This is a genomic window from Waltera acetigignens, from assembly GCF_025567015.1.
GTDB lineage: Bacteria > Bacillota > Clostridia > Lachnospirales > Lachnospiraceae > Acetatifactor > Acetatifactor acetigignens.
In genome coordinates, this window is record NZ_JAOQJO010000014.1 from 88,890 (window position 1) to 109,133 (window position 20,244).

At 48.1% G+C, this 20,244-nt stretch carries 18 protein-coding genes and 1 other annotated feature; of the genes, 3 read left to right on the forward strand and 15 right to left on the reverse strand.

All coding sequences use genetic code 11. The annotated features are described in order from the left end of the window. Positions 1 to 570 precede the first annotated feature (570 nt). The 3 genes from OCV96_RS13520 to eno all read right to left on the reverse strand — a co-directional run bounded on the left by OCV96_RS13520 (position 571) and on the right by eno (position 4,538). The gene (locus tag OCV96_RS13520) at positions 571 to 2,238 is read right to left on the reverse strand and encodes an acetolactate synthase large subunit (RefSeq protein ID WP_262594719.1); all 1,668 of its coding nucleotides are present in this window, start codon (positions 2,236 to 2,238) and stop codon (positions 571 to 573) included. 161 nt (positions 2,239 to 2,399) lie between these two features. Beyond that, the gene (locus OCV96_RS13525) at positions 2,400 to 2,870 is read right to left on the reverse strand and encodes a DUF2798 domain-containing protein (RefSeq protein WP_262594720.1); all 471 of its coding nucleotides are present in this window, start codon (positions 2,868 to 2,870) and stop codon (positions 2,400 to 2,402) included. Positions 2,871 to 3,239: 369 nt separating this feature from the next. Next, the gene (gene eno, locus OCV96_RS13530; RefSeq protein WP_117467351.1) at positions 3,240 to 4,538 is read right to left on the reverse strand and encodes a phosphopyruvate hydratase; all 1,299 of its coding nucleotides are present in this window, start codon (positions 4,536 to 4,538) and stop codon (positions 3,240 to 3,242) included. Positions 4,539 to 4,977: 439 nt separating this feature from the next. Here eno and OCV96_RS13535 point away from each other — a divergent pair, with 439 nt between their 5' ends. Beyond that, positions 4,978 to 5,361, forward strand: coding sequence for a helix-turn-helix domain-containing protein (locus tag OCV96_RS13535; protein ID WP_172594708.1), 384 nt, complete (start codon positions 4,978 to 4,980; stop codon positions 5,359 to 5,361). A 21-nt stretch (positions 5,362 to 5,382) separates the two neighbouring features. On the opposite strand, the gene OCV96_RS13540 is transcribed toward OCV96_RS13535, so the two are convergent. Beyond that, on the reverse strand, positions 5,383 to 6,429 hold the full coding sequence (locus OCV96_RS13540) for a tetratricopeptide repeat protein (protein ID WP_022313128.1): 1,047 nt from the start codon (positions 6,427 to 6,429) through the stop codon (positions 5,383 to 5,385). Positions 6,430 to 6,464: 35 nt separating this feature from the next. After that, positions 6,465 to 6,899 (reverse strand): large conductance mechanosensitive channel protein MscL, encoded by a 435-nt coding sequence (mscL, locus tag OCV96_RS13545; protein WP_262594721.1) that lies wholly within the window; start codon positions 6,897 to 6,899, stop codon positions 6,465 to 6,467. 267 nt (positions 6,900 to 7,166) lie between these two features. Here mscL and holA point away from each other — a divergent pair, with 267 nt between their 5' ends. Continuing rightward, on the forward strand, positions 7,167 to 8,147 hold the full coding sequence (holA, locus tag OCV96_RS13550; protein ID WP_262594722.1) for a DNA polymerase III subunit delta: 981 nt from the start codon (positions 7,167 to 7,169) through the stop codon (positions 8,145 to 8,147). Between the two features lie 102 nt (positions 8,148 to 8,249). Here holA and OCV96_RS13555 read toward each other — a convergent pair whose 3' ends face one another. The 10 genes from OCV96_RS13555 to OCV96_RS13600 form a co-directional block, all read right to left on the reverse strand. Further along, positions 8,250 to 9,635, reverse strand: a complete 1,386-nt coding sequence (locus OCV96_RS13555; RefSeq protein WP_262594723.1) for an FtsW/RodA/SpoVE family cell cycle protein — start codon at positions 9,633 to 9,635, stop codon at positions 8,250 to 8,252. Between the two features lie 2 nt (positions 9,636 to 9,637). Next, a complete protein-coding gene (locus tag OCV96_RS13560) occupies positions 9,638 to 9,967 on the reverse strand; it encodes a PadR family transcriptional regulator (RefSeq protein WP_262594724.1) in 330 nt (109 codons plus the stop codon). Positions 9,968 to 10,186: 219 nt separating this feature from the next. Continuing rightward, positions 10,187 to 10,720: a hypothetical protein gene (locus OCV96_RS13565; RefSeq protein WP_262594725.1), complete on the reverse strand. Its 534-nt coding sequence runs from the start codon at positions 10,718 to 10,720 to the stop codon at positions 10,187 to 10,189. A gap of 118 nt (positions 10,721 to 10,838) precedes the next feature. Beyond that, positions 10,839 to 11,222 carry a hypothetical protein gene (locus OCV96_RS13570; RefSeq protein WP_147326716.1) on the reverse strand — a complete coding sequence of 128 codons (384 nt, stop codon included), beginning with the start codon at positions 11,220 to 11,222 and terminating at the stop codon, positions 10,839 to 10,841. An 11-nt stretch (positions 11,223 to 11,233) separates the two neighbouring features. Next, on the reverse strand, positions 11,234 to 11,530 hold the full coding sequence (locus tag OCV96_RS13575) for a helix-turn-helix domain-containing protein (protein WP_227064624.1): 297 nt from the start codon (positions 11,528 to 11,530) through the stop codon (positions 11,234 to 11,236). Between the two features lie 214 nt (positions 11,531 to 11,744). Further along, a complete protein-coding gene (locus OCV96_RS13580; RefSeq protein WP_022312238.1) occupies positions 11,745 to 12,404 on the reverse strand; it encodes an NUDIX hydrolase in 660 nt (219 codons plus the stop codon). A gap of 43 nt (positions 12,405 to 12,447) precedes the next feature. Continuing rightward, entirely contained in the window at positions 12,448 to 13,161 is a 714-nt protein-coding gene (locus OCV96_RS13585; RefSeq protein WP_227064625.1) for a superoxide dismutase, read from the reverse strand. A gap of 119 nt (positions 13,162 to 13,280) precedes the next feature. Then, complete coding sequence (locus tag OCV96_RS13590; protein ID WP_117467335.1) at positions 13,281 to 13,742, reverse strand: hypothetical protein; 462 nt, start codon at positions 13,740 to 13,742, stop codon at positions 13,281 to 13,283. 26 nt (positions 13,743 to 13,768) lie between these two features. Next, positions 13,769 to 14,048 (reverse strand) — a binding site (T-box leader). Positions 14,049 to 14,167: 119 nt separating this feature from the next. Then, positions 14,168 to 17,368, reverse strand: coding sequence for a carbamoyl-phosphate synthase large subunit (carB, locus tag OCV96_RS13595; RefSeq protein ID WP_262594726.1), 3,201 nt, complete (start codon positions 17,366 to 17,368; stop codon positions 14,168 to 14,170). A gap of 1 nt (position 17,369) precedes the next feature. After that, positions 17,370 to 18,557, reverse strand: a complete 1,188-nt coding sequence (locus OCV96_RS13600) for a carbamoyl phosphate synthase small subunit (protein WP_262594727.1) — start codon at positions 18,555 to 18,557, stop codon at positions 17,370 to 17,372. 297 nt (positions 18,558 to 18,854) lie between these two features. Here OCV96_RS13600 and OCV96_RS13605 point away from each other — a divergent pair, with 297 nt between their 5' ends. After that, positions 18,855 to 20,054 (forward strand): alanyl-tRNA editing protein, encoded by a 1,200-nt coding sequence (locus tag OCV96_RS13605; RefSeq protein ID WP_262594728.1) that lies wholly within the window; start codon positions 18,855 to 18,857, stop codon positions 20,052 to 20,054. The last annotated feature ends 190 nt before the right edge of the window (positions 20,055 to 20,244 follow it).

The window sequence follows — 20,244 nt, forward strand, 5'->3', positions numbered from 1 at the left end:
TTCCGGGGCTCAACAGAGAAAAAACACGGATTACGCCCCGCCTGTCGGAAACTTCCGGGGCTCAACAGAGAAAAAACATGGATTACGCCCCGCTTGTCGCAAACTTCCGGGGCTCAGCAGAGGAAAAACACGAATTACGCCCCGCTTGTCGCAAACTTCCGGGGCTCAACAGAGAAAAAACATGGATTACGCCCCGCTTGTCGCAAACTTCCGGGGCTCAACAGAGAAAAAACATGGATTACGCCCCGCTTGTCACAAACTTCCGGGGCTCAACAGAGAAAAAACGTAGATTACAGGGCATTTCGTAACGTAGGCTATAATAAATGCCGCGATGCCCACCGTGGAAGGATGTTCCGTTTGCTGTGGACGTTCGTGGATTTGAAACTACCATCCGCAATGAGCCACGCTATTCATAAGATTGTCAGCAAAGAACGCTGCCAATCTTATTTCATATCGCGGCGTTTGCCACATCTCGGCATAAGTAAAGACAGCGAATTGTGCACGAGCGCCCATCGCTGTCTTCACTATGCCTATGCGCGGCTATGCTTTCGTAACTCTCTAGTTAAAACTCTACTTCTCAAACTTATCATGCAGGTACTCCGAGAGCTTGGTATTTTCGCCGTAGTCCACAGGACAGTCGATGATGCAGGGGACCTTCTGCTGAAAGGCATCCTCCAGGATCGGCAGCAGGTCTTCCGCCTTCTCCACGCGGTAGCCTTTGGCATGCATGCTTTCCGCATATTTCACAAAATCGGGATTCTGGAAATCCACAAAGCAGTTGTGTCCGAAGTGATCCATCTGCTTCCATTTGATCAGACCATAGCTGGCATCGGAGAAGATCAGAGTCACAATGGGTGTCCCCTCTCTGAGGGCTGTCTCATACTCCTGGCTATTCATCATGAATCCGCCGTCTCCGGAGATCGCCAGTACCTTTTTCTCCGGGTAGATCAACTTGGCTGCCACAGCCCCCGGCACTGCGATGCCCATGGTGGCAAAACCGTTGGAGATGATGCAGGTATTGGGTTCGTAACAGTTGTACTCTCTGGCAATCCACATTTTATGAGCGCCCACATCCGAGATCACGATGTCATCCGCACCCATAAATTTACGGACATCGTACAGTATTTTCTGTGGCTTCATGGGAAAAGAGGTGGCATCTGCATAGCTTTCATATTCCGCCACCATTTCTTCCCGCAGTTTGAGAAATTCTTCCGGCTCCTCTTTTGCGTCACTGCGGTACAGGATCTGCTGTAAAGAATAGGAAATGTCTCCGACAACTTCCACCTCCGGCTGGTACAGCATGTTGATATGCGCCGGCCTCTGGTCGATATGAATAATCTTATGTTTCCCCTCTCCGTTCCATTTGCCGGGAGCAAATTCCACAATATCATAACCGACGGCGATCACCAGATCTGCCATATCCAGCACCTTGTTCTGGTAATCCTTCTGGGGGATGCCTATGGTCCAGAGGGAATATTTGTTGTTATAAGGAATGATGCCTTTGGCCATCATAGTATTGACCACCGGGATCTTCAGGACATCTGCGAAGCTGGTAAGAGCCTCCCCGGCGTGATTGCGCACCGCACTGTGTCCCACCAGGATCACCGGGTGCTTTGCCTTGAAGATCATGGCCGCCGCCTGATCGATACTGGAAAAGGATGCGTACTCCTTATCCCTCTCCGGCTTTTTCAAAGGCCGTGCGGCAATACCGGAGCTGACCGGAAGCTTCGCCACGTTCGTGGGAAGATCCACATGACAGGCTCCCGGCTTCTCACTCTCCGCATATTTAAAAGCGATCCTGACGATTTCATTGACGGAATTGGGGTTCACGATCTGTTTGCTCCGCTTGGTGATTGGTGCAAACAGCTCTACCAGATCCAGATACTGATGAGAAGTCAAATGCATCCGCTCCGTTCCCACCTGTCCGGTAATGGCAATCAGCGGTGCACCGTCGGAATTAGCATCTGCCGTGCCTGTGATCAGGTTCGTGGCACCGGGGCCCAACGTTGAGAAACACACACCTGCTTTTCCCGTCAGTCTTCCGTACATATCAGCCATGAATGCCGCTCCCTGTTCATGCCGCACCACGATCACCCGGATGTCCGATTTTTCCAGTGCATTCATCATATCCAGATTTTCCTCCCCCGGAATCCCGAAGACATATTTCACGCCCTCGTTTTCCAGACATTTTACTAACACCTCTGCAACTGTATTTTGCTTCTTTTCCTGCTCACTCATAAGTTTCACCTCGTAATTTCCTGACTTTTTCTACAAAATAAAAGAGACAACGCTTTCCGTTTCCACGGACTTCGTTGTCTCTTTATTTGCTCATGTTAGCACACTCACAGATGATAGTCAATTATACTTTTTCTATCCAATATAAATCCTAAATTTTTTATTTAAATTCCACCGCCCATTTTTCCCACAACAAATCCAAAGACATTCCGCACTCCGGGGCCTGCGAAAAAGATCTGCCAGCACAGCGCCATGGGGAAGTTCTGGACGGTCTTCTGCAGCCACAGGGCGATGATCTGGTTGCCGGGGTGCATGAAGAGGCAGGTGGCGATAAAGCTCATCACCGGGCACATCAGGCATACGATCATGGAAGAGATCGCTAAAGTAATGAAAACGGGCTTATCCTCCGGGGATACCATGCGGAATGCCAGCTTCCGGGACAGCTTTTCCACTGCGAAATACTCCAGAATGCAGGCAATGGGCCACATAATGGGAATCTCGTGGAACGCTAACAGGAAGATCTCGTTGGTCATTCCTCCCTTGTCCAGTGCGATGTTGTAGCAGACCATAGCGTATACCATAACGAATGCCATGATCAGGGTAAAAATAATGTTCTGTAATCTTGTTTTCGGCATAATTGGATGCCCTCCTTTTCTAAAAATGGGCGCAAAAAGACACATGTGTGTTGTTCGTTAATCAGTGAGCAGTGCGCACATGTGTCGTTTCCAATTCTTACCTAAAGTCTCTATGCTATTTTCGCAACGGTGAGATTTTATCACATAGGTTTCGGAAAAGTCAATATGAAATAATGTATTTTTTCTTCCGCGGCTTCCTTCGGCTGTTCCCGGGATCTTACGCCATTTTCCCTGCCGCTCTATCTTAGATACAGATGGGAGAAAAAATGTTGCAAGGTTTTTAAAAAAGAAAAACGCAAACGGGACTGTCCTTTCGAACAGTCCCTGAAGAGAAAAAGAGAAACCAAAATAGTTTTGGGTAAAAGCAAATTAATTCTGAACGTTGAATGCGCCCATGCCGGGATATACGGCTGCTGCACCCAGTTCTTCTTCGATACGGAGCAACTGGTTGTATTTTGCCACACGCTCGGTTCTGCTGGGAGCACCGGTCTTGATCTGACAGGTGTTCAGTGCCACTGCCAGGTCGGCAATGGTGGTATCCTCGGTCTCACCGGAACGGTGGGAGGAAATAGCGGTATAACCGGCCTTGTGTGCCATCTTGATGGCCTCCAGAGTCTCGGATACGGATCCGATCTGGTTCAGCTTGATCAGAATGGAGTTACCACAGCCAAGGGAGATTCCCTTTGCCAGTCTCTCGGTGTTGGTTACGAAGAGGTCGTCGCCGACTAACTGTACCTTGTCGCCCAGTTCTGCGGTCAGCTTCTTCCAGCCTTCCCAGTCTTCCTCATCCAGTGCATCTTCTATAGAAATGATGGGGTATTTCTCCACCAGTTTCTTCCAATGTGCGATCAGTTCTTCGGAGGTAAATACGGTGCCTGCCTTAGGCAGCTTGTACTCGCCCACCTTGCCGGTCTTCCATTCGCTGGAAGCAGCATCCATAGCAATCTTGAAGTCCTTGCCGGGCTCATAACCGGCTTTCTTCACAGCCTCTAAGATTGTCTCGATAGCTTCTTCGTCAGACTTCAATGCCGGTGCAAAACCACCCTCATCACCTACGGAAGTAGCCAGTCCTCTGTCCTTTAAAATAGAAGCCAGTGCGTGGAATACTTCAGCGCACCATCTTAAGCATTCCTTGAAGGAAGGCGCACCTACGGGCATGATCATGAATTCCTGTACATCCAGTCCGGAAGAAAGCGCATGACAACCGCCGTTGATAATGTTCATCATGGGAACCGGAAGCCTGTTACCGGAGATACCTCCTAAAAAGCGATACAGGGGAATATCCAGGGAGATCGCTGCTGCTCTCGCGCTGGCAATGGATACTGCCAGGATCGCATTGGCTCCCAGTCTGGACTTATCCTTGGTTCCATCTGCGTCGATCATTGCCTTATCAATCGCATAAATATCGGATGCATCCATTCCCTGCAGAGTCTCATTGATTACAGTATTGATATTTTCTACAGCCTTCTGAACACCCTTGCCCAGATATCTGCTCTTATCGCCATCTCTCAGTTCCAGTGCCTCGAACTCACCGGTAGATGCTCCGCTTGGAGCCATGCCGCGTCCGATGGTACCGTCTACCAGAGTTACCTCTGCTTCTACAGTAGGATTGCCTCTGGAATCCAGAATCTCTCGTCCAATGACTTTTTCAATCTCTAAATAGTTCATCTTGTTCTTCTCCTTTATCCTCTATTCTAAACTTTTTATTCCCAAACCTTCTCTTTCGTGAATCCCTCATCCCTGTGTATAAGGGCTGAAAAACTCCTCCCGGAAGATGGCCTCCCGGCAGTCCGCGGATTCAGCAGCTCCGTTTTCTCTGAGGAGTTTCACATAATTCACTCATTAGTTAGTTGCACCTAACTCTTGGATTATTATATCCGGCTTTCTTCAAAATAGCAATAGGTGTTAATGAGAGGATTTCTCAATGGATATTTTCCTGCATAATTTGTACTTTTTAGTTAAAATTAATTCTAGGAGCATTTTTCATTATTTTCCTCAATTTCTAAATTCATATTCCTTTAAAACTAAAATATAGTAAAATAGAATTTATCAAATCTTAAAAGAAAACATTTAAATAGGCTGCATCTGCGGCAGAATGCGAGGCATTATGAGGAGTTTCGGTGAAATTCTGGCATCCCTGCGGGAAGAACGGGGCATTTATCAGAAAGAACTGGCTGCCATACTGAAAGTATCCGTTGGCACCATTTCGAATTACGAGAACAATATTCACTTCCCGGATCAGGAAGCTTTAATACAATTAGCGGAATATTTCGATGTAACCATCGATTATCTGTTGGGTCGGACTCCTTATCGTTACAATCCGGAAGTTCTGAGACAGGAATGTGTCCCCGGCACCACCGTATCCGATGTGGTAGAGGTGATACAGCATTTTAATCCGAAAAACATGGCTTCTCTGCTGGATTTTGTGGATCTGCTGCAATTAAGAGAAAAAGCAGAATCTTCCTCCCGGGAAGACTCTGCTAATGATTGATCCATAAATTCTATTGTCTTTTTATCTGGTGGACAGGAACTGTTGCTCCCGGATGGCTGTCTGGTCGTCCGGGTAATTTTGTAAATAAGCATTCATCAGTACTTCTGCCTGCTGATAATCTTCCAGATACTCATATGCTACAATTTCATTAAAGCACAAGGTCTGCATCAGGCTGTTTCCTTCGATCTGTTTTCCCGCCTGAAATGCCGCCAGAGCATTCTGATACTCCTTTTTTGCCATTTCGCACAGACCCAGTTCATTGTAGATTTCTGCATTCGGCCCCTGCTTGGAGAGATAATTGTTGTACACACTGGACGCATAGTTATAATCTCCGGTAGCCGCATAGGCTCTTCCCAGATAGAGATAGCTGTCCGCGCCTCCCTTATCCCGGGCTTCATCCAGCGCCAGATAAGCTTTCTGGTATTCTCCCAGATAATAATAGATCCGTCCGCTGTCATAAGCATCCAGTTGTTTGGCTGTGTCCAGTACATTTTGCAGATATTCCTGACCGACCTCACGGTAGCCGTGCGCTGCCAGGGCTTCATAGATTTCTATTAACCGGTCATAATTTTTCGGATCCATGGAGATTGCCTGATCAAAATCCGCTTTGGCACTCTCATAATCTCCCAGCTCCAGTTCTGCAGAACCTCTGAGAAAATAAGCGTCCTTTTCCTCCGGCTTCAGGCCCAGAATGGCATCGTATACCTTTTTGGCTTCCGCAGGCTGTCCGTTCTTGGTGTATGCCGCCGCCAGATAGTAATTCATATCATAGTCCACGTTCTGAACCCAGCCGTCACTGAGTTCCAGGGCCTGTGTAAAATATTCTACGGCCTGATCATACTCTGTCAGCCCCATGCTGGCGATTCCCCGGCCTCTTGCGATCAGACGGCTGTCCTCTTTCTGTGCTTCCGCTTCGTCAAAGGCATTCAATGCCCCCTGATAATCCAGAGTTTCCACCAACTGCATTCCTTCGGTGATCTTCGTGGTATCACTTCCGCAGCCTGTCAGCATGCCTGTCATCAGACAGCAGACTCCTGCTGCCACTATTTTCCTGTGTATTTTTCCCATGCTTTCCTCCACGGCCGTATCTGTATTACCGGTTCCTATTTGTCTAACTGAGAAGTACAATGAGGGCATCTTGTGGCATCGATAGCGATCTCGCTCTTACAGAACGGGCATTTTTTCGTCGTGGGCACTGCCGGTGCTTCCTCTCTGTGATGCAGGGTGTCTCCCAGCTTATTGATGAATTTTACCAGACAGAAGATTACAAATGCTGTGATCAGGAAGTTGATAACTGCCGTGATAAAATTACCGTACATCAATACCGGTGCCGTATCGCCGCTTCCCAGCTTTACATATAAATTCGAAAAATCCGTGCCTCCGAAGATGGCCAGAATCGGTGTCAGGATATCTTGATTCAGAGAAGTAACGATAGCGGTGAATGCTCCGCCGACGATCACGCCGACTGCCATATCCATTACATTTCCCCTCAAAATAAACTTTTTAAATTCCTGAATGAATCCGCTTTTCTTGCTCATTTTTCTCTTCCTTCCTCTTATGGTATGAAGGTCGAGCCGCGCTTTCCGTCACTTCGTGACTACCTTTGCTCATGAATCGGCGCTTAACTCATGGACATATACGTTCGCAAAATCATGCAAGCATAATTTTGCGAACGTATATGTCCATGGTCGAACTGTTTTGTTCCATAATAGCATACCCCCCTTGAAACCTCAATAGGAAATGGGGTATACTCTTTTAGGAATCTAATGTAGAAGTAACCGCATTTTCCCAGAAAGGATCAATTCATGCAGCGGATCAATGAAGACATCAAAACCGGCAATTTCAAACAGATCTACCTGCTCTACGGAGAGGAACGTTATCTGAAGAACCAGTACACGACCCGTCTGCGTAAAGCGTTGTGTCAGGACGGCGACGAGATGAATACCCATTTCTATCAGGGGAAGGATTTCTCCTTGGGACAAGTCATCGATCTGGCAGAGACGCTTCCTTTTCTGGCAGAACGCCGGGTCATGTTCTTCAAGGATACAGGGCTTTTTAAATCCGGCGGCGAAAAACTGGCGGAATACCTGGCAAGCCCTAATGACACCACTTTTTTTGTGTTCACGGAAAGCGAAGTGGATAAACGGAGTAAACTGTATAAGACCGTGCAGTCCAAGGGTTATGTGGCAGAATTCACGGTACAGGATGAGAATTCCCTGAAACGCTGGATCGCCGGTATTTTAGGCAGAGAAGGGAAAAAAATCTCCGAGAATACCGCACAACTGCTGCTCTCCAAGACCGGCACGGACATGGAGAATATCCAGATGGAGCTGGAGAAGCTGATCTGCTATTGTCTCGATCGGGATGTAGTCACCGCGGAGGATGTGGAAGCCGTCTGCACCACCCGCATCACCAACCATATCTTCGATATGGTCAATGCCATTGCGGAAAAACAGCCCCAGAAAGCATTGCAGCTTTACTATGATCTGTTGGCATTAAAAGAGCCGCCCATGCGCGTACTGTTCCTGATTGCCAGACAATGTAACCTGCTGCTCCAGACCAAGGAATTAAAAAGCAGAGGCCACGACAATAAGACCATTGCCTCCAAGATCGGCGTACCTCCTTTTGCGGTCGGAAAATATGTGGCACAGGCATCCCATTTCAAGACTTCCGTGCTGAAAAATGCGGTAAAGCAGTGCGTGGAGACTGAGGAAGCCGTGAAATCCGGACGGATGAACGATATGATGAGTGTAGAGATACTGATTTTGTCGGTATTGCCCTCGTAAGCTTACGAAATGCATTAAATGAGTTCTGCTCACGATATAGAAAAGTCCATGGACAGTTTTCCTGCTCATGGACTTTTTATTTGCATTACTTTTATTACCATGTTACATATTCAGATTCAAAGTAATGGTCTTCTGCAATGATACCTGTGACGCCTTGAACTTTTTTGGATATACATCTTTGTATCTGTAAATACTCAGGATAATTCCCACCAGTGCGTAGCACAGTAAAATATTATTTCTGCCAACAGATAAGAACGGCAGGAAGGTCGATGTCAGCGGGATCCATCCCAACATTCCCGCAAAGTTCAGAGAAATATTTAATAAAATGATCATTCCGCATCCGAATCCCATCACCATGCCTAGTTCATTTTTCTGTCGGGCCGCAGCTCCGAACATAAACAATACCAGTGCCGCCAGGATCGCGGCTACAAAGATTCCGGCCAGCAGTCCGTAACTGTTCAGAATATAAGAGAAAATGTAATCCTGATTGAATTCCGGCAAACCTCCCACCACATCTTTTCCACTGTTGCCCCAAAGTAAAATATTTTCATTAAATTTATGAAGCATGGCCGTCATGTAATTGGCATCTCCGGAATGGGATAAATAGGAGCGGATCCTGGCTTCCTGATAGGCTTCCAACATGTGAAGTGCATACATTGCAGTCAATACCAGGACCGGCCCTGCCGTAAAAAGCAGCCACATGCCGATAATCGTCTTTTTCACAGGCAGTTGAAACCACCCCTTCCAGACAGCCACCGTAAGTTCTATCAGCATACTGACCATCATGATGACGGCTACACCAAGGCTGGGAATCCGGGACGTAATAAATACCGGAAGGATCAGCCACAGGATCTCCCTGCACAGTGCGGATACACCACCGTCCCTGTATTTATATAGGATAGCGCCGTAAATCGGCACATAGAACATCATCAGGGAAGTAACCGCCACCCGGAGCCTTCCAAATCCGATCCAGTTGCCGATTCCGTTGACATCCAGACCACCGAAGCCTGCCACCCGCAGCCCTCCCAGAATCAGAATAGCTCCTCCGATGAACCTGGAGTACTTTGCAATTACGGTATAATCTAGGAAGTAGATCACACACATGAGGAGGAATCCAATAGCAACGGCTGAGCCAAACCCCTCCGTAGTATAGCGGTACACTTCCTGTCTCCATGTTTCCAGCTCCTGATAACCGGGTTGTCTGAGAATGGATTGCTGTATCAGAATGCCCAGCAGGCTTAAAATTCCTACGATCACAAGTAACCTCCATGCAATCTTAGGCTTGTGGATCCTGTCCAGCGAAATTCCCACTTCCACCGGATCTCCCATGTCCGCAACCGCATTTTTCTCTGCTTCCTCAGAGGTCATCCCTTCGGAAAGATTGTCTGCAATCTGGCATTCTATATGGTCTCTTATCTCCTCAGCGATATAAGGTCTTGCTTTTTTGCAGCGGATCTGTGACAACAGTTTTTCCAAATATGTTTCCATCCTTATACCCCCATTGCCAGAACGCTGGTCACAGCAGACTGATATTCCATCCACTCCGCTTTTTTGGTTTCCAGTAATTTTCTGCCCTCTTTCGTAATACTGTAATACTTCCTCGTCTTGCCTGAATATTCCTGCTCATATACCGTAAGCAGGCCCTTCGCTTCCAGCCCATGCAACAGCGGATACAGCGTACCTGCTTTTAACTCGAACACGTTACAGGATTTTTTCCGCAGTGTATCGATCATCTCGTATCCGTACATATCCTTCTCCGCCAGTAATCTGAGCAAAAGCATCGTCATACTTCCCGACATCAGTGATTTGTCCACAGCCATTTTTTGTCCTCCTTATATAGATAGCCGATATATATCGTTGTCTATAATATATATCGGCTATCTATATATGTCAATATTTATTTTTCAAAGCAATCACTAATCCATCTCAACTTCATCTACGATTTTGTATTTGTTATCCGTATCTTCTTTTCTTATAATAAACAGCACATCCGTAGTCATCTCGTTCTGTCTAACAGCGTTCCCCGAATCATCAAATCATTATTTGCTGTATTTTTCTACATTTTCAATGCTTTCCGATACCGTTGCATTCTCCGGCTCCCATTCACGGATCTGGCAGCTGGCAACCATCTGCGAGATAATCTTTTTATATTTTTTATAATCCTTTTGTGACATAGAGATGGTAATATTATAGAATCCCTGACCGGTGAAATCCCCTTTAAAAACATAGGATTCGCTTATCCATTCACCGCTTGTTTCGATTCCATGAAGCGTCGTAAGTTCCTCATTCACTTCCACGGTCTCCAGATCATTTTCATCCCCTGCATAATAAGGAGAAAAACTGTTACAAAAATAGATACTGCTCTCCTGGCTATCATCCGTATAAATCCGGATTCCCTCGTCGGGACTGGCTTCCTCTGTCTCGGTCGCAGGCCACCCTTCCTGAAGCTTCGCTGTCCATTCTACAGGTCTGTCTATGCTTAAGGTAAACCCTGCTGTCTCATTTGTGTATTCGCAGCGGATCATCTCCTGCTTTCCACAACCGGTCATTGCCCATACTATTGTTAAAATCATCAGACACTTAATCATTTTTTACCCATAGACACCTCCGCCATTCTACTCTGCTGTTGCTATCTCTACACCCTGGGCAATATCTTCCGCCATCGGATCAATGCTCCTGATATATCCGGCACTATTTACGGTCCGTTTTATCAACCGGTCCCCATATATAACCGCCTAACATTCCGGTCAGGATAAATACCATAAAATAAAGTCCCGGAACACCTGCGACAAAAGCATAAAACGCTATCTGAAATTTCCAGATGGGAATTAGCAGATTAAGCGCAGCCACACAGACAACAGCAAAAGCAACATATTCCACAGCTTTTGCTTTGTCCCGTCTGGTCTTTGTTGCCAGCAGGAATCCCCATGCCGTGTAGAGCAGCATGCGTACCACCGTCCGGACTCCGCTCATTTCATCAAAAGAAGTTTTGTAATTCTCCTTCAGTGCCACCAGGACAATCAGGATCACAACAGACAAAATAATTTTGTAGTAATTTGAAAAAATCTTCTTCATAGCTACTCCTTTCATTCTACATTCAGGAATGTATATCCCTTCATATCCGTTTCCTCTGTCTCTCCTTTCTGCGGTTCTGGATTCGCTAATCGCTCCAATGTCTTTTCCGGATTCAGTAATTCATCACAGGATACCTGAAGGGTCTCCGCGATGCTGCCAAGCATCGTCATATCCGGAAGATTCTTGCCATGTTCCCATTTGCTTACCGCCGAAGTAGAGACCGACAGCTGCTCTGCCATCTCCTTCTGGCTGATTCTGTTTTTCTTTCTTAAAGTCGTAAGCAATATACCAAATTGCTCTTTCTGCATGATGTCTTTGCTTCTTAATTGTACTTGATAATGACATCATTATACAATATAATGACATCTTATACAATTGAGCAATTGGAAAATCAATTGAGCGAACGGCAACCTTCCTCTTTGTTAATCATAACGAAGAATTTTTCGCTATTTGTTACAAATTTCAAAAAAGCGTGCAGATCTCTCCACACGCTTTTCGTTCATCGTCTTATTTATTCAAAAATTATTTCCACATTCCCGTCGCAAAGCACATCAATGCCGCCCAGGTATATAACGGGTAAAAAAATCCCTGGTCATCCACGCCGTCTTTTAAGATTTTCTGTGCTTCTTCTTTGGTCAGCAGCAGAAAACCATCAAAACATTCCGTTCCAACGGCGCCTTCCTGACTTACCTTCGGCATCTCTTCACGGTTCAATATGATCTGCACCAGTGCATTGCTCTCATCCGTCATACCGGGGGTACTGAATACCAGCGGATTCACCAGACGGATGCTGTCGCTCTCTTCCAGTGTGATGCCGGTCTCTTCCCGAAGCTCCCGGGCTGCCGCATGGAATACGGGATTTTCTTCCGTTGCATCCTCCGGGTCTAAAAGTCCTGCCGGAACGCTCAGCAGAAAATGTCCTGCCGGGTAACGATACTCACGGCTTAAGCAAAGTCTCGGTTCTTGTCCTCTGATCTTCAGGATCACAACGCAGCTGACTGCATCCGGCAGCATCTGTCTGAATTCTTCGTCGCTCTTTACCGCTGCCAGATTATCTTTGGCTCTTCTGGTAGCATCAAAATAATGTTTTCCCGGCTCATATTGCAGATCAAATACCTTGATAAATCTGCTGTCGTAGACGGTCTCTACCTGTTCCTTTTTTATGATCGGTCTGTTCTCCATAGTCATTTTCCTCTTTCTGTTCTTCTGTTCCGCACGTTGCACACTATCTGTCGTTCGCTTCTGTTGTGCGGCTGTCATTTTGCAATTTTTCCGCTTCCCCAGCCGCTCTTTCCAGTCTGCAAAGTACCTGTTCGTAACGTCGTCCCGCTTTTTTCCAGTGGATCAGCTTATGCCATCCTTCCACGTAATCCGGCCTGCGGTTCTGATACTGTAAATAATAGGCATGCTCCCACACATCTATGGGAAATATGGAGGTATACAATTTCAGATCCGGGACATCCTGATTCGCTGTAGTAAGGACTATCAGAGTACCGTCCTGGTCACTCACAAGCCATGCCCATCCAGAGCCAAATACCCCCGTGGCTGCCTGTGACATCTGTTCTTTCCATTGTCTCACCGATCCAAAATCCCGGACCAGCGCCTCCTCCAGAGCTCCACAGGGCTCCTGTCCTACCGGGCTTCGCATACTGTCAAAATACAGCTGATGATTATATACACCGCCACCGTTATTGTGAATGCTTTTCCGGGCTTCCTCCGGCAGGGACGCAAGTATATTATCCTCCGAAGTGAGCAGTTCCGTCAAGGACATCTGCTGTAACTGCGGATAATCGGCAAGGGTGGCATTCAGCTTATCCACATAGGTCTGATAATGCTTGTCGTGATGAAAATGAAGTGTTTCCTCATCTAATACCGGAAGCAGGGCATCATATTCGTAGGGAAGAGGCTGCGCAACAAAAGGATAATGTTCTTCTAACATGAGACTCCAATCCGCCTGCGGGATACAGGCTTACGATCATACAATATTTACCATACGCCTAGTATATGCTGTCCCCACGGATTTTATTTTCAAATTTGTGCTTTTACAGCCGACCGCTCCTATGCTCTCTTTCTCTGCACGGCCGGATAGATCTCTCTGGCAACTTCCAGACTTTGTCCGGATCTAACTTTCTGCACATCCGCTGTCTCCTGGGCTAACAGCCATCCGCAGACTTCCTCTGCCAGTGGCTCTCCCTGTTCTCTCAGCCAGAAGCTGACATTCGCCAGCATCTGTAAATGATTCAGGATCGTATTACGGCAAAGTCTTCGGTCCGTAATGCGGGTCTTCCAGGGCTCCCCCTCTACGTACAGTTGTGCCGCCTCCCGCAGATAGGCCCGGATCAATGCGGTCTGTTCATGATTGCTCTTCTGCAGTTCCTCACTGATCTTCTTGGTCTCCCAATACAGTTCTTCGCTGCATCGGCCAGCGGGAACGATCCCTTCCATGTATTTTTGTATAAAATGCAGGCTTTCATTTACCTGTCTGCAATATTCTCTGATCAGTTCTTCTCTTTTTGACATAATAAAAAACCGCCCTTAAATTAAAATTTAAGGGCGGAACATTCTTCCGCGGTACCACCTTAATTCGCCCATCTCTCACGGGATCAGGCCTCTGCAACTACGGACAAACAAACGCTCATCGATAGTCAGGTACGATAACGGATACTCCCGTTGCAGCCTGTCCGCATCTGCCGGATATCCTGTCCGAATACGAAGTCGGTGCAAAGCTCCGAGACCATGTTCAAAGAAGCCTTCCATATCCCTTCCCACCTGCCGGGACTCTCTGCGACGTATCTCTTCTCCTACTCTTCTCTTCACAGCCTTTATGTCTTTAACTGTTTGTATTTTATTCCTTTCGCGGACATTTGTCAACACTTTGTTTTTGTCACAAACACAAACAGTGGAGCAACTTTCGCGACTCCACTGTTCTTATCCATTTTTATATCTTACAGTTGTGCAATATCCACCAGCGTCAGTTCCTTGCAATCGTTCATATGCTCCATGCTGGTCACGAGAGCATTGGCGGTGTCCATTGCAGTGATGCAGTAGATACCGGTCTCGATAGCGGTACGGCGGATCAGGAAACCGTCTCTGGTCTTGTCGCGGCCCTGGGTCGGGGTATCGATGACAAGGTCGATCTTGTGTCCCAGGATCAGGTCCATAACGGTCGGGGATTCCTGAGAGATCTTGTTGACCTTTCTTGCTTTCACACCGGCTTCATTCAGAGCAGCTGCGGTACTTCTGGTAGCATAAATGGTGTATCCCAGCTTTTCGAAGCGTCTTCCGACTTCAATGGCTTCACCCTTATCCGCATCCTTCACGGTGATGATCATGTTCTTGTACTTGGGCAGTTCTACGCCTGCTCCCAGGAATGCCTTGTACAGAGCCTCATTGAAGGTCTTGGCGATACCCAGACACTCACCGGTAGACTTCATCTCCGGTCCTAAGCTGATCTCGGCACCACGGATCTTCTCGAAGGAGAACACGGGCATCTTGATGGCAAAATACTCTGCCTCAGGCTGTAAGCCGGGCTCGTAGCCAAGCTCACGGATGGTCTTGCCGATGATCACTTCGGTCGCCAGATCCACGATAGGAATACCGGTTACCTTACTGATATAAGGTACGGTACGAGAAGAGCGGGGGTTAACCTCAATGACATATACCTCGTCACCGATGGCAATGAACTGGATATTGATCAGTCCCTTGACATGCAGTGCCTTTGCCAGTCTTCTGGTGTACTCTGCGATCTTCTCTTTTACTACTTTATCAATGGTCGGAGCCGGGTATACGGAGATACTGTCTCCGGAGTGGATACCGGTTCTCTCGATATGCTCCATGATACCGGGGATCAGGATATCGGTACCGTCGCATACGGCATCGACCTCGATCTCCTTACCCTGTAAATACTTATCTACCAGGATCGGGTGATCCTGTGCGATACGGTTGATGATCTCCATGAATTCTTCGATCTCTTCATCGGAGATAGCGATCTGCATGCCCTGTCCGCCCAATACATAGGAAGGACGCACCAGTACGGGATAGCCCAGTCTGTTAGCAACCGCCTTAGCTTCCTCTGCGGTGTATACAGTACCGCCGGCTGCACGGGGGATCCCGGTCTCTTCCAGAATCTTGTCGAACAGTTCTCTGTCCTCAGCGGCATCTACATCCTCCGCCTTGGTACCTAAGATAGGCACGCCCATCTTCATCAGGCTCTCAGTCAGCTTGATAGCGGTCTGTCCGCCGAACTGTACCACAGCACCATCGGGATGCTCAATATTTACGATAGATTCCACATCTTCCGGAGTCAAAGGCTCAAAATACAGCTTGTCCGCAATATCGAAGTCGGTACTTACGGTCTCCGGGTTATTATTGATGATAATGGTCTCATAGCCTGCCTTGGAGAATGCCCAGGTAGCATGTACAGAACAATAGTCGAACTCGATACCCTGTCCGATACGGATAGGACCGGAACCCAGTACCAGGACTTTCTTGCGTCCGGTGGTCTCCTTGGCTTCGCACTCGCCGCCGAATACGGAATAGTAATAAGGAGTGGACGCTGCGAACTCTGCAGCACAGGTGTCTACCATCTTGTAGACAGCCTTAATGCTGTTGTCATAACGCATCTTCTTGATCTCTTCCTCGGTCTTGCCGGTCAGCCTTGCGATCACGTTATCCGGGAACTCGATTCTCTTGGCTTCCTTCAACAGATCAACCGTCAGCGGCTGTGTCTCCAGCGCATGCTCCATCTCGGTCAGAATGGCAATCTTGTCGATGAACCACAGGTCGATCTTGGTAATGTCGTGGATCTGCTCGTAGCTGATGCCCTTACGGATAGCTTCCGCAATGACATAAATACGCTGGTCATCCACGATCTTCAGACGCTCTAACAGTTCCTCCACAGACAAAGCGCTGAAATCATAGCTGCGCAGGCAGTCCACATGCTGCTCCAGGGAACGGATAGCCTTCATCAGTGCTCCCTCGAAGTTATTGCAGATACTCATAACCTCACCGGTTGCTTTCATCTGGGTGGTCAGAGTACGTTTTGCAGTGATAAATTTATCAAAAGGCAGTCTGGGAATCTTCACGACACAGTAGTCCAGTGTCGGCTCGAAGCTGGCATAGGTCTTGTGGGTGATGGCGTTCTTGATCTCATCCAGGGTAAAGCCCAGTGCGATCTTCGCTGCTACCTTTGCAATAGGATAACCGGTCGCCTTACTTGCCAGTGCGGAAGAACGGCTGACACGGGGGTTAACCTCGATAACACAATATTCAAAGCTGGTGGGATGCAGTGCAAACTGTACGTTACATCCACCGGTGATCTGCAGTTCGTTGATGATCTTCAGAGCGGAAGTACGTAACATCTGGTACTCCTTGTCGCTCAGGGTCTGGGAAGGAGCTACTACGATACTGTCTCCGGTATGCACGCCGACGGGATCGATGTTCTCCATGTTACATACGGTGATGCAGTTGCCTGCGCTGTCACGCATTACCTCGTACTCGATCTCTTTCCAGCCTGCAATACAACGCTCTACCAGTACCTGACCCACACGGGACAGACGTAAACCGTTCTCCAGGATCTCTTCCAGTTCTACCTGATTGTGGGCGATACCGCCACCGGAACCTCCCAGGGTATAAGCGGGACGCAGTACGACCGGATAGCCGATGGTATTGGTGAATTCCACACCGTCTTCCACATTTTCAACGACCTTGGACGCTGCACAGGGCTCACCGATGCGCTCCATCAGGTCTTTGAACTCCTGACGTCCTTCGGCGTTACGAATGGTAGCTGCGGTAGTACCTAACAGCTTTACATTATGAGCAGCCAGGAAACCGGACTCCTCCAGCTCCATACCGAGGTTCAGACCAGCCTGTCCTCCCAGGGTGGGAAGGATGCTGTCGGGCTTTTCCTTTTCAATGATCTGCTCCAGAACCTTTACGTTCAGGGGCTCGATATATACCTTATCTGCGATATCTTTATCAGTCATGATGGTCGCAGGGTTGGAGTTCACCAGGATTACCTCTACTCCCTCTTCCTTCAGGGAACGGCAGGCCTGGGTACCTGCATAGTCGAATTCCGCTGCCTGTCCGATGACAATAGGACCGGAGCCGATTACCATTACTCGTTTTACATTAGGATTCTTGGGCATCTTAGTTCTCTCCTCTCATCATATGAATGAACCGGTCAAACAGGTAACCGGAGTCCTGGGGTCCCGGACATGCTTCCGGGTGGAACTGTACGGTGAAAATGTTCTTGCCGGTGTAGGACAGACCCTCGTTGGTACCGTCGTTGACATTGATAAATGCGGGAACCGCTACGGAAGGATCCAACTTGTCGGTATCTACCACATATCCATGGTTCTGAGAAGAAATATATACTCTTCCGGTCATCAGATCCTTTACCGGATGGTTGCCTCCTCTGTGTCCATATTTCATTTTGTGGGTATCTGCGCCGGTAGCCAGAGCCATCAGCTGATGTCCCAGACAGATTGCGAAAATAGGAATCTCGGTATCGTATAACTTTTTGATCTCGGCGATCACACCGGTACACTCCTTGGGGTCTCCCGGTCCGTTACTTAACATGATACCGTCGGGATTATCATCAATGATCTCCTGTGCGGGAGTTCCAGCGGGGTATACGGTCACCTCACAGCCTCTCTCTGCCAGGGATCTGGCGATATTTCTCTTGGCTCCCAGGTCTAACAGAGCTACCTTTAGTCCCTGTCCGGACAGCTCCGTTACCAGTGCGGGCTTGGGCTCTCTGACACCCTTTTCATAAGCTTCTTTATCAAAACGCGCTGCACCGGACAGAGGGCCGTTCTGTGCCAGATCCGTGGTGGGATTCACTACATACTTCTCCTTGCAGGTCACCTTTTCCACGACCCTGCCTGTGGTATATGCTTTCAGCTTCGGAAGCACTTCGTTCAGGTCATAGGCCTCGTTGGTGGTGATCATACCGTTCATGGTACCCTTCTCACGCAGGATCTTGGTCAGCGCACGGGTATCGATTCCGGCGATACCGGGCACACCGTTCTCCTCTAAGTATTCCTGTATTGTGCAGTCACAGCGGAAGTTGCTGGGAATACGTGAAAGCTCTCTGACGATGAATCCATCCGGCCAGGGTCTCTCCGACTCGCAGTCATCCCTGCATATGCCATAGTTACCGATCAGGGGGTAAGTCATGCATACAGCCTGTCCTGCATAGGACGGATCCGTCAGGACCTCCAGATATCCGGCCATGGATGTGTTAAATACGATTTCACTGATGATCTCTTTGTCTGCACCGATGTGCGTTCCTTCGAACACCGTTCCATCTTCCAAAATCAAAAATGCCTTCATTCTTTCCTCACATTCTGCCGCTTTTTGCGACGTTTGTATTTCCAGTGTGTTTCTCTACTGCTTAATCGATTTATTATATCATAAAAAAAAATGCGTCGCAATAGACCCTGTCTGCGTAAAAACCTACAAAAAACAATTACGCAATCCCGATACTCCTTGGAGAATCTGACAAAGCTGTGTAAAAGCTTACATTTTCCATTGCTTTTTCCACCGGGTCTGATATAGAATAGATATGTATTTTCTATTTTTCAATTATCACAAAACGCTGTTTTCCTACAGCAGATTGGACAGGCATCTATGGATCGTATCGAAAATGCTCAAATGAACTCCCTGGGAACCCGCAAACTCTATTATGAAGATGTGCATCAGACGGATTTCACCGCTGTGGTAATGGAATGTGTTCCCGACAAGGAAGAGGGATATTACAGGATCGTTCTGGACGCTTCCGCTTTTTTCCCGGAAGAGGGCGGTCAATCCGCTGACAAAGGCACCTTAAACGGTCAGGAAGTACTGGATGTCAGCATTAAGCAGGGCATCCTGTATCATAAAATGACCTGTGAGCTTCCCACAGGCACTGAAGTCACCGGTCATGTGGACTGGAACCGCCGGTTTGATTTCATGCAGCAGCACTCCGGGGAGCATATGATCTCCGGCTTGCTGCATTCCCATTTCGGTCTGGAAAATGTGGGTTTTCATTTAAGTGACAGAGAAGTGACACTGGATATGAACGGGGAAGTCTCTCTGGAACAACTGCGCCTTATCGAACAGGAAGCCAACGCTTACGTCTGGAAAAATCTTCCGGTCAACATCAGCTGGCCCTCCTCCGAAGAACTGGTGAACTTAAATTATCGCAGTAAGCTGGCTCTCACGGAAAATGTCCGCATCGTGGAGATCCCTGGCGTGGATCTGTGCGCCTGCTGTGCTCCCCATGTGGATACTACCGGTCAGATCGGTCTCATCAAGATCGTGAATGTCCAGAGCCACAGAGGCGGTGTCCGTATCAATATTCTCTGTGGCGGCCGTGCTCTGGCCGACTATACCGAAAAACAGGATTCCGTCTGGGCCATCTCCTCTCTGCTGTCCGCAAAGCAGCCGGAAGTGGCCGATGCCGTTGTCCGGGTCAAAGAGGATGCACGCCAGCAAAAAGAACGCGCCAATGCTTTGCAGGCGGAACTTCTGAAGGTACAGATGAATGCACTGCTCTCCCCGGAAGAGACCTGTCACGTGCTTCTCTTCGTCGGCGAACTGGATGCCATTGCCCTGCGTAATGCCGTCAATTCCCTGACCGAAAAATATTCCGGCTACTGCGGCATCTTTGCCGGAGACGATGCAAACGGCTACCGCTTTATCGTGGGCAGTTCCTCCTGTAACTGTCAGGAACTGGCGACCCGTATGCGGCAGGAACTTCAGGCCAAAGGCGGCGGATCCGCTCCCATGATCCAGGGCAATGTCGGTGCCACGGCTGAAGCTCTGCGGAAAATGTGGGAGACCTTGTAGTCCCGGCTAACCCTTCTACAGCCTCGTCAATTGTCAAGTACCTGCATTTTGGGATGGAACGCATCAGACATTTTTCCCTAACGAAGCAGTTCGAATACCCTCTGAATCATTTTCTTATTATTTTATATAACAACCCCCGGGCTATGACGTTTCGCCATTCTCCCGGGGGCTTATCTTCTTTGCTATTTAT

Bases quoted from the DNA above. Each gene is read 5' to 3' on its own strand.
- OCV96_RS13540 (WP_022313128.1), bottom strand. From the start codon at position 6,429: ATGGGAAAAATACACAGGAAAATAGTGGCAGCAGGAGTCTGCTGTCTG.
- mscL (WP_262594721.1), bottom strand. From the start codon at position 6,899: ATGAGCAAGAAAAGCGGATTCATTCAGGAATTTAAAAAGTTTATTTTG.
- OCV96_RS13525 (WP_262594720.1), bottom strand. From the start codon at position 2,870: ATGCCGAAAACAAGATTACAGAACATTATTTTTACCCTGATCATGGCA.
- OCV96_RS13600 (WP_262594727.1), bottom strand. From the start codon at position 18,557: ATGAAGGCATTTTTGATTTTGGAAGATGGAACGGTGTTCGAAGGAACG.
- OCV96_RS13585 (WP_227064625.1), bottom strand. From the start codon at position 13,161: ATGTTAGAAGAACATTATCCTTTTGTTGCGCAGCCTCTTCCCTACGAA.
- OCV96_RS13605 (WP_262594728.1), top strand. From the start codon at position 18,855: ATGGATCGTATCGAAAATGCTCAAATGAACTCCCTGGGAACCCGCAAA.
- OCV96_RS13565 (WP_262594725.1), bottom strand. From the start codon at position 10,720: ATGATTTTAACAATAGTATGGGCAATGACCGGTTGTGGAAAGCAGGAG.
- OCV96_RS13575 (WP_227064624.1), bottom strand. From the start codon at position 11,530: ATGCAGAAAGAGCAATTTGGTATATTGCTTACGACTTTAAGAAAGAAA.
- OCV96_RS13520 (WP_262594719.1), bottom strand. From the start codon at position 2,238: ATGAGTGAGCAGGAAAAGAAGCAAAATACAGTTGCAGAGGTGTTAGTA.
- carB (WP_262594726.1), bottom strand. From the start codon at position 17,368: ATGCCCAAGAATCCTAATGTAAAACGAGTAATGGTAATCGGCTCCGGT.
- OCV96_RS13555 (WP_262594723.1), bottom strand. From the start codon at position 9,635: ATGGAAACATATTTGGAAAAACTGTTGTCACAGATCCGCTGCAAAAAA.
- eno (WP_117467351.1), bottom strand. From the start codon at position 4,538: ATGAACTATTTAGAGATTGAAAAAGTCATTGGACGAGAGATTCTGGAT.
- OCV96_RS13590 (WP_117467335.1), bottom strand. From the start codon at position 13,742: ATGTCAAAAAGAGAAGAACTGATCAGAGAATATTGCAGACAGGTAAAT.
- OCV96_RS13580 (WP_022312238.1), bottom strand. From the start codon at position 12,404: ATGGAGAACAGACCGATCATAAAAAAGGAACAGGTAGAGACCGTCTAC.
- OCV96_RS13560 (WP_262594724.1), bottom strand. From the start codon at position 9,967: ATGGCTGTGGACAAATCACTGATGTCGGGAAGTATGACGATGCTTTTG.
- holA (WP_262594722.1), top strand. From the start codon at position 7,167: ATGCAGCGGATCAATGAAGACATCAAAACCGGCAATTTCAAACAGATC.
- OCV96_RS13535 (WP_172594708.1), top strand. From the start codon at position 4,978: ATGAGGAGTTTCGGTGAAATTCTGGCATCCCTGCGGGAAGAACGGGGC.
- OCV96_RS13570 (WP_147326716.1), bottom strand. From the start codon at position 11,222: ATGAAGAAGATTTTTTCAAATTACTACAAAATTATTTTGTCTGTTGTG.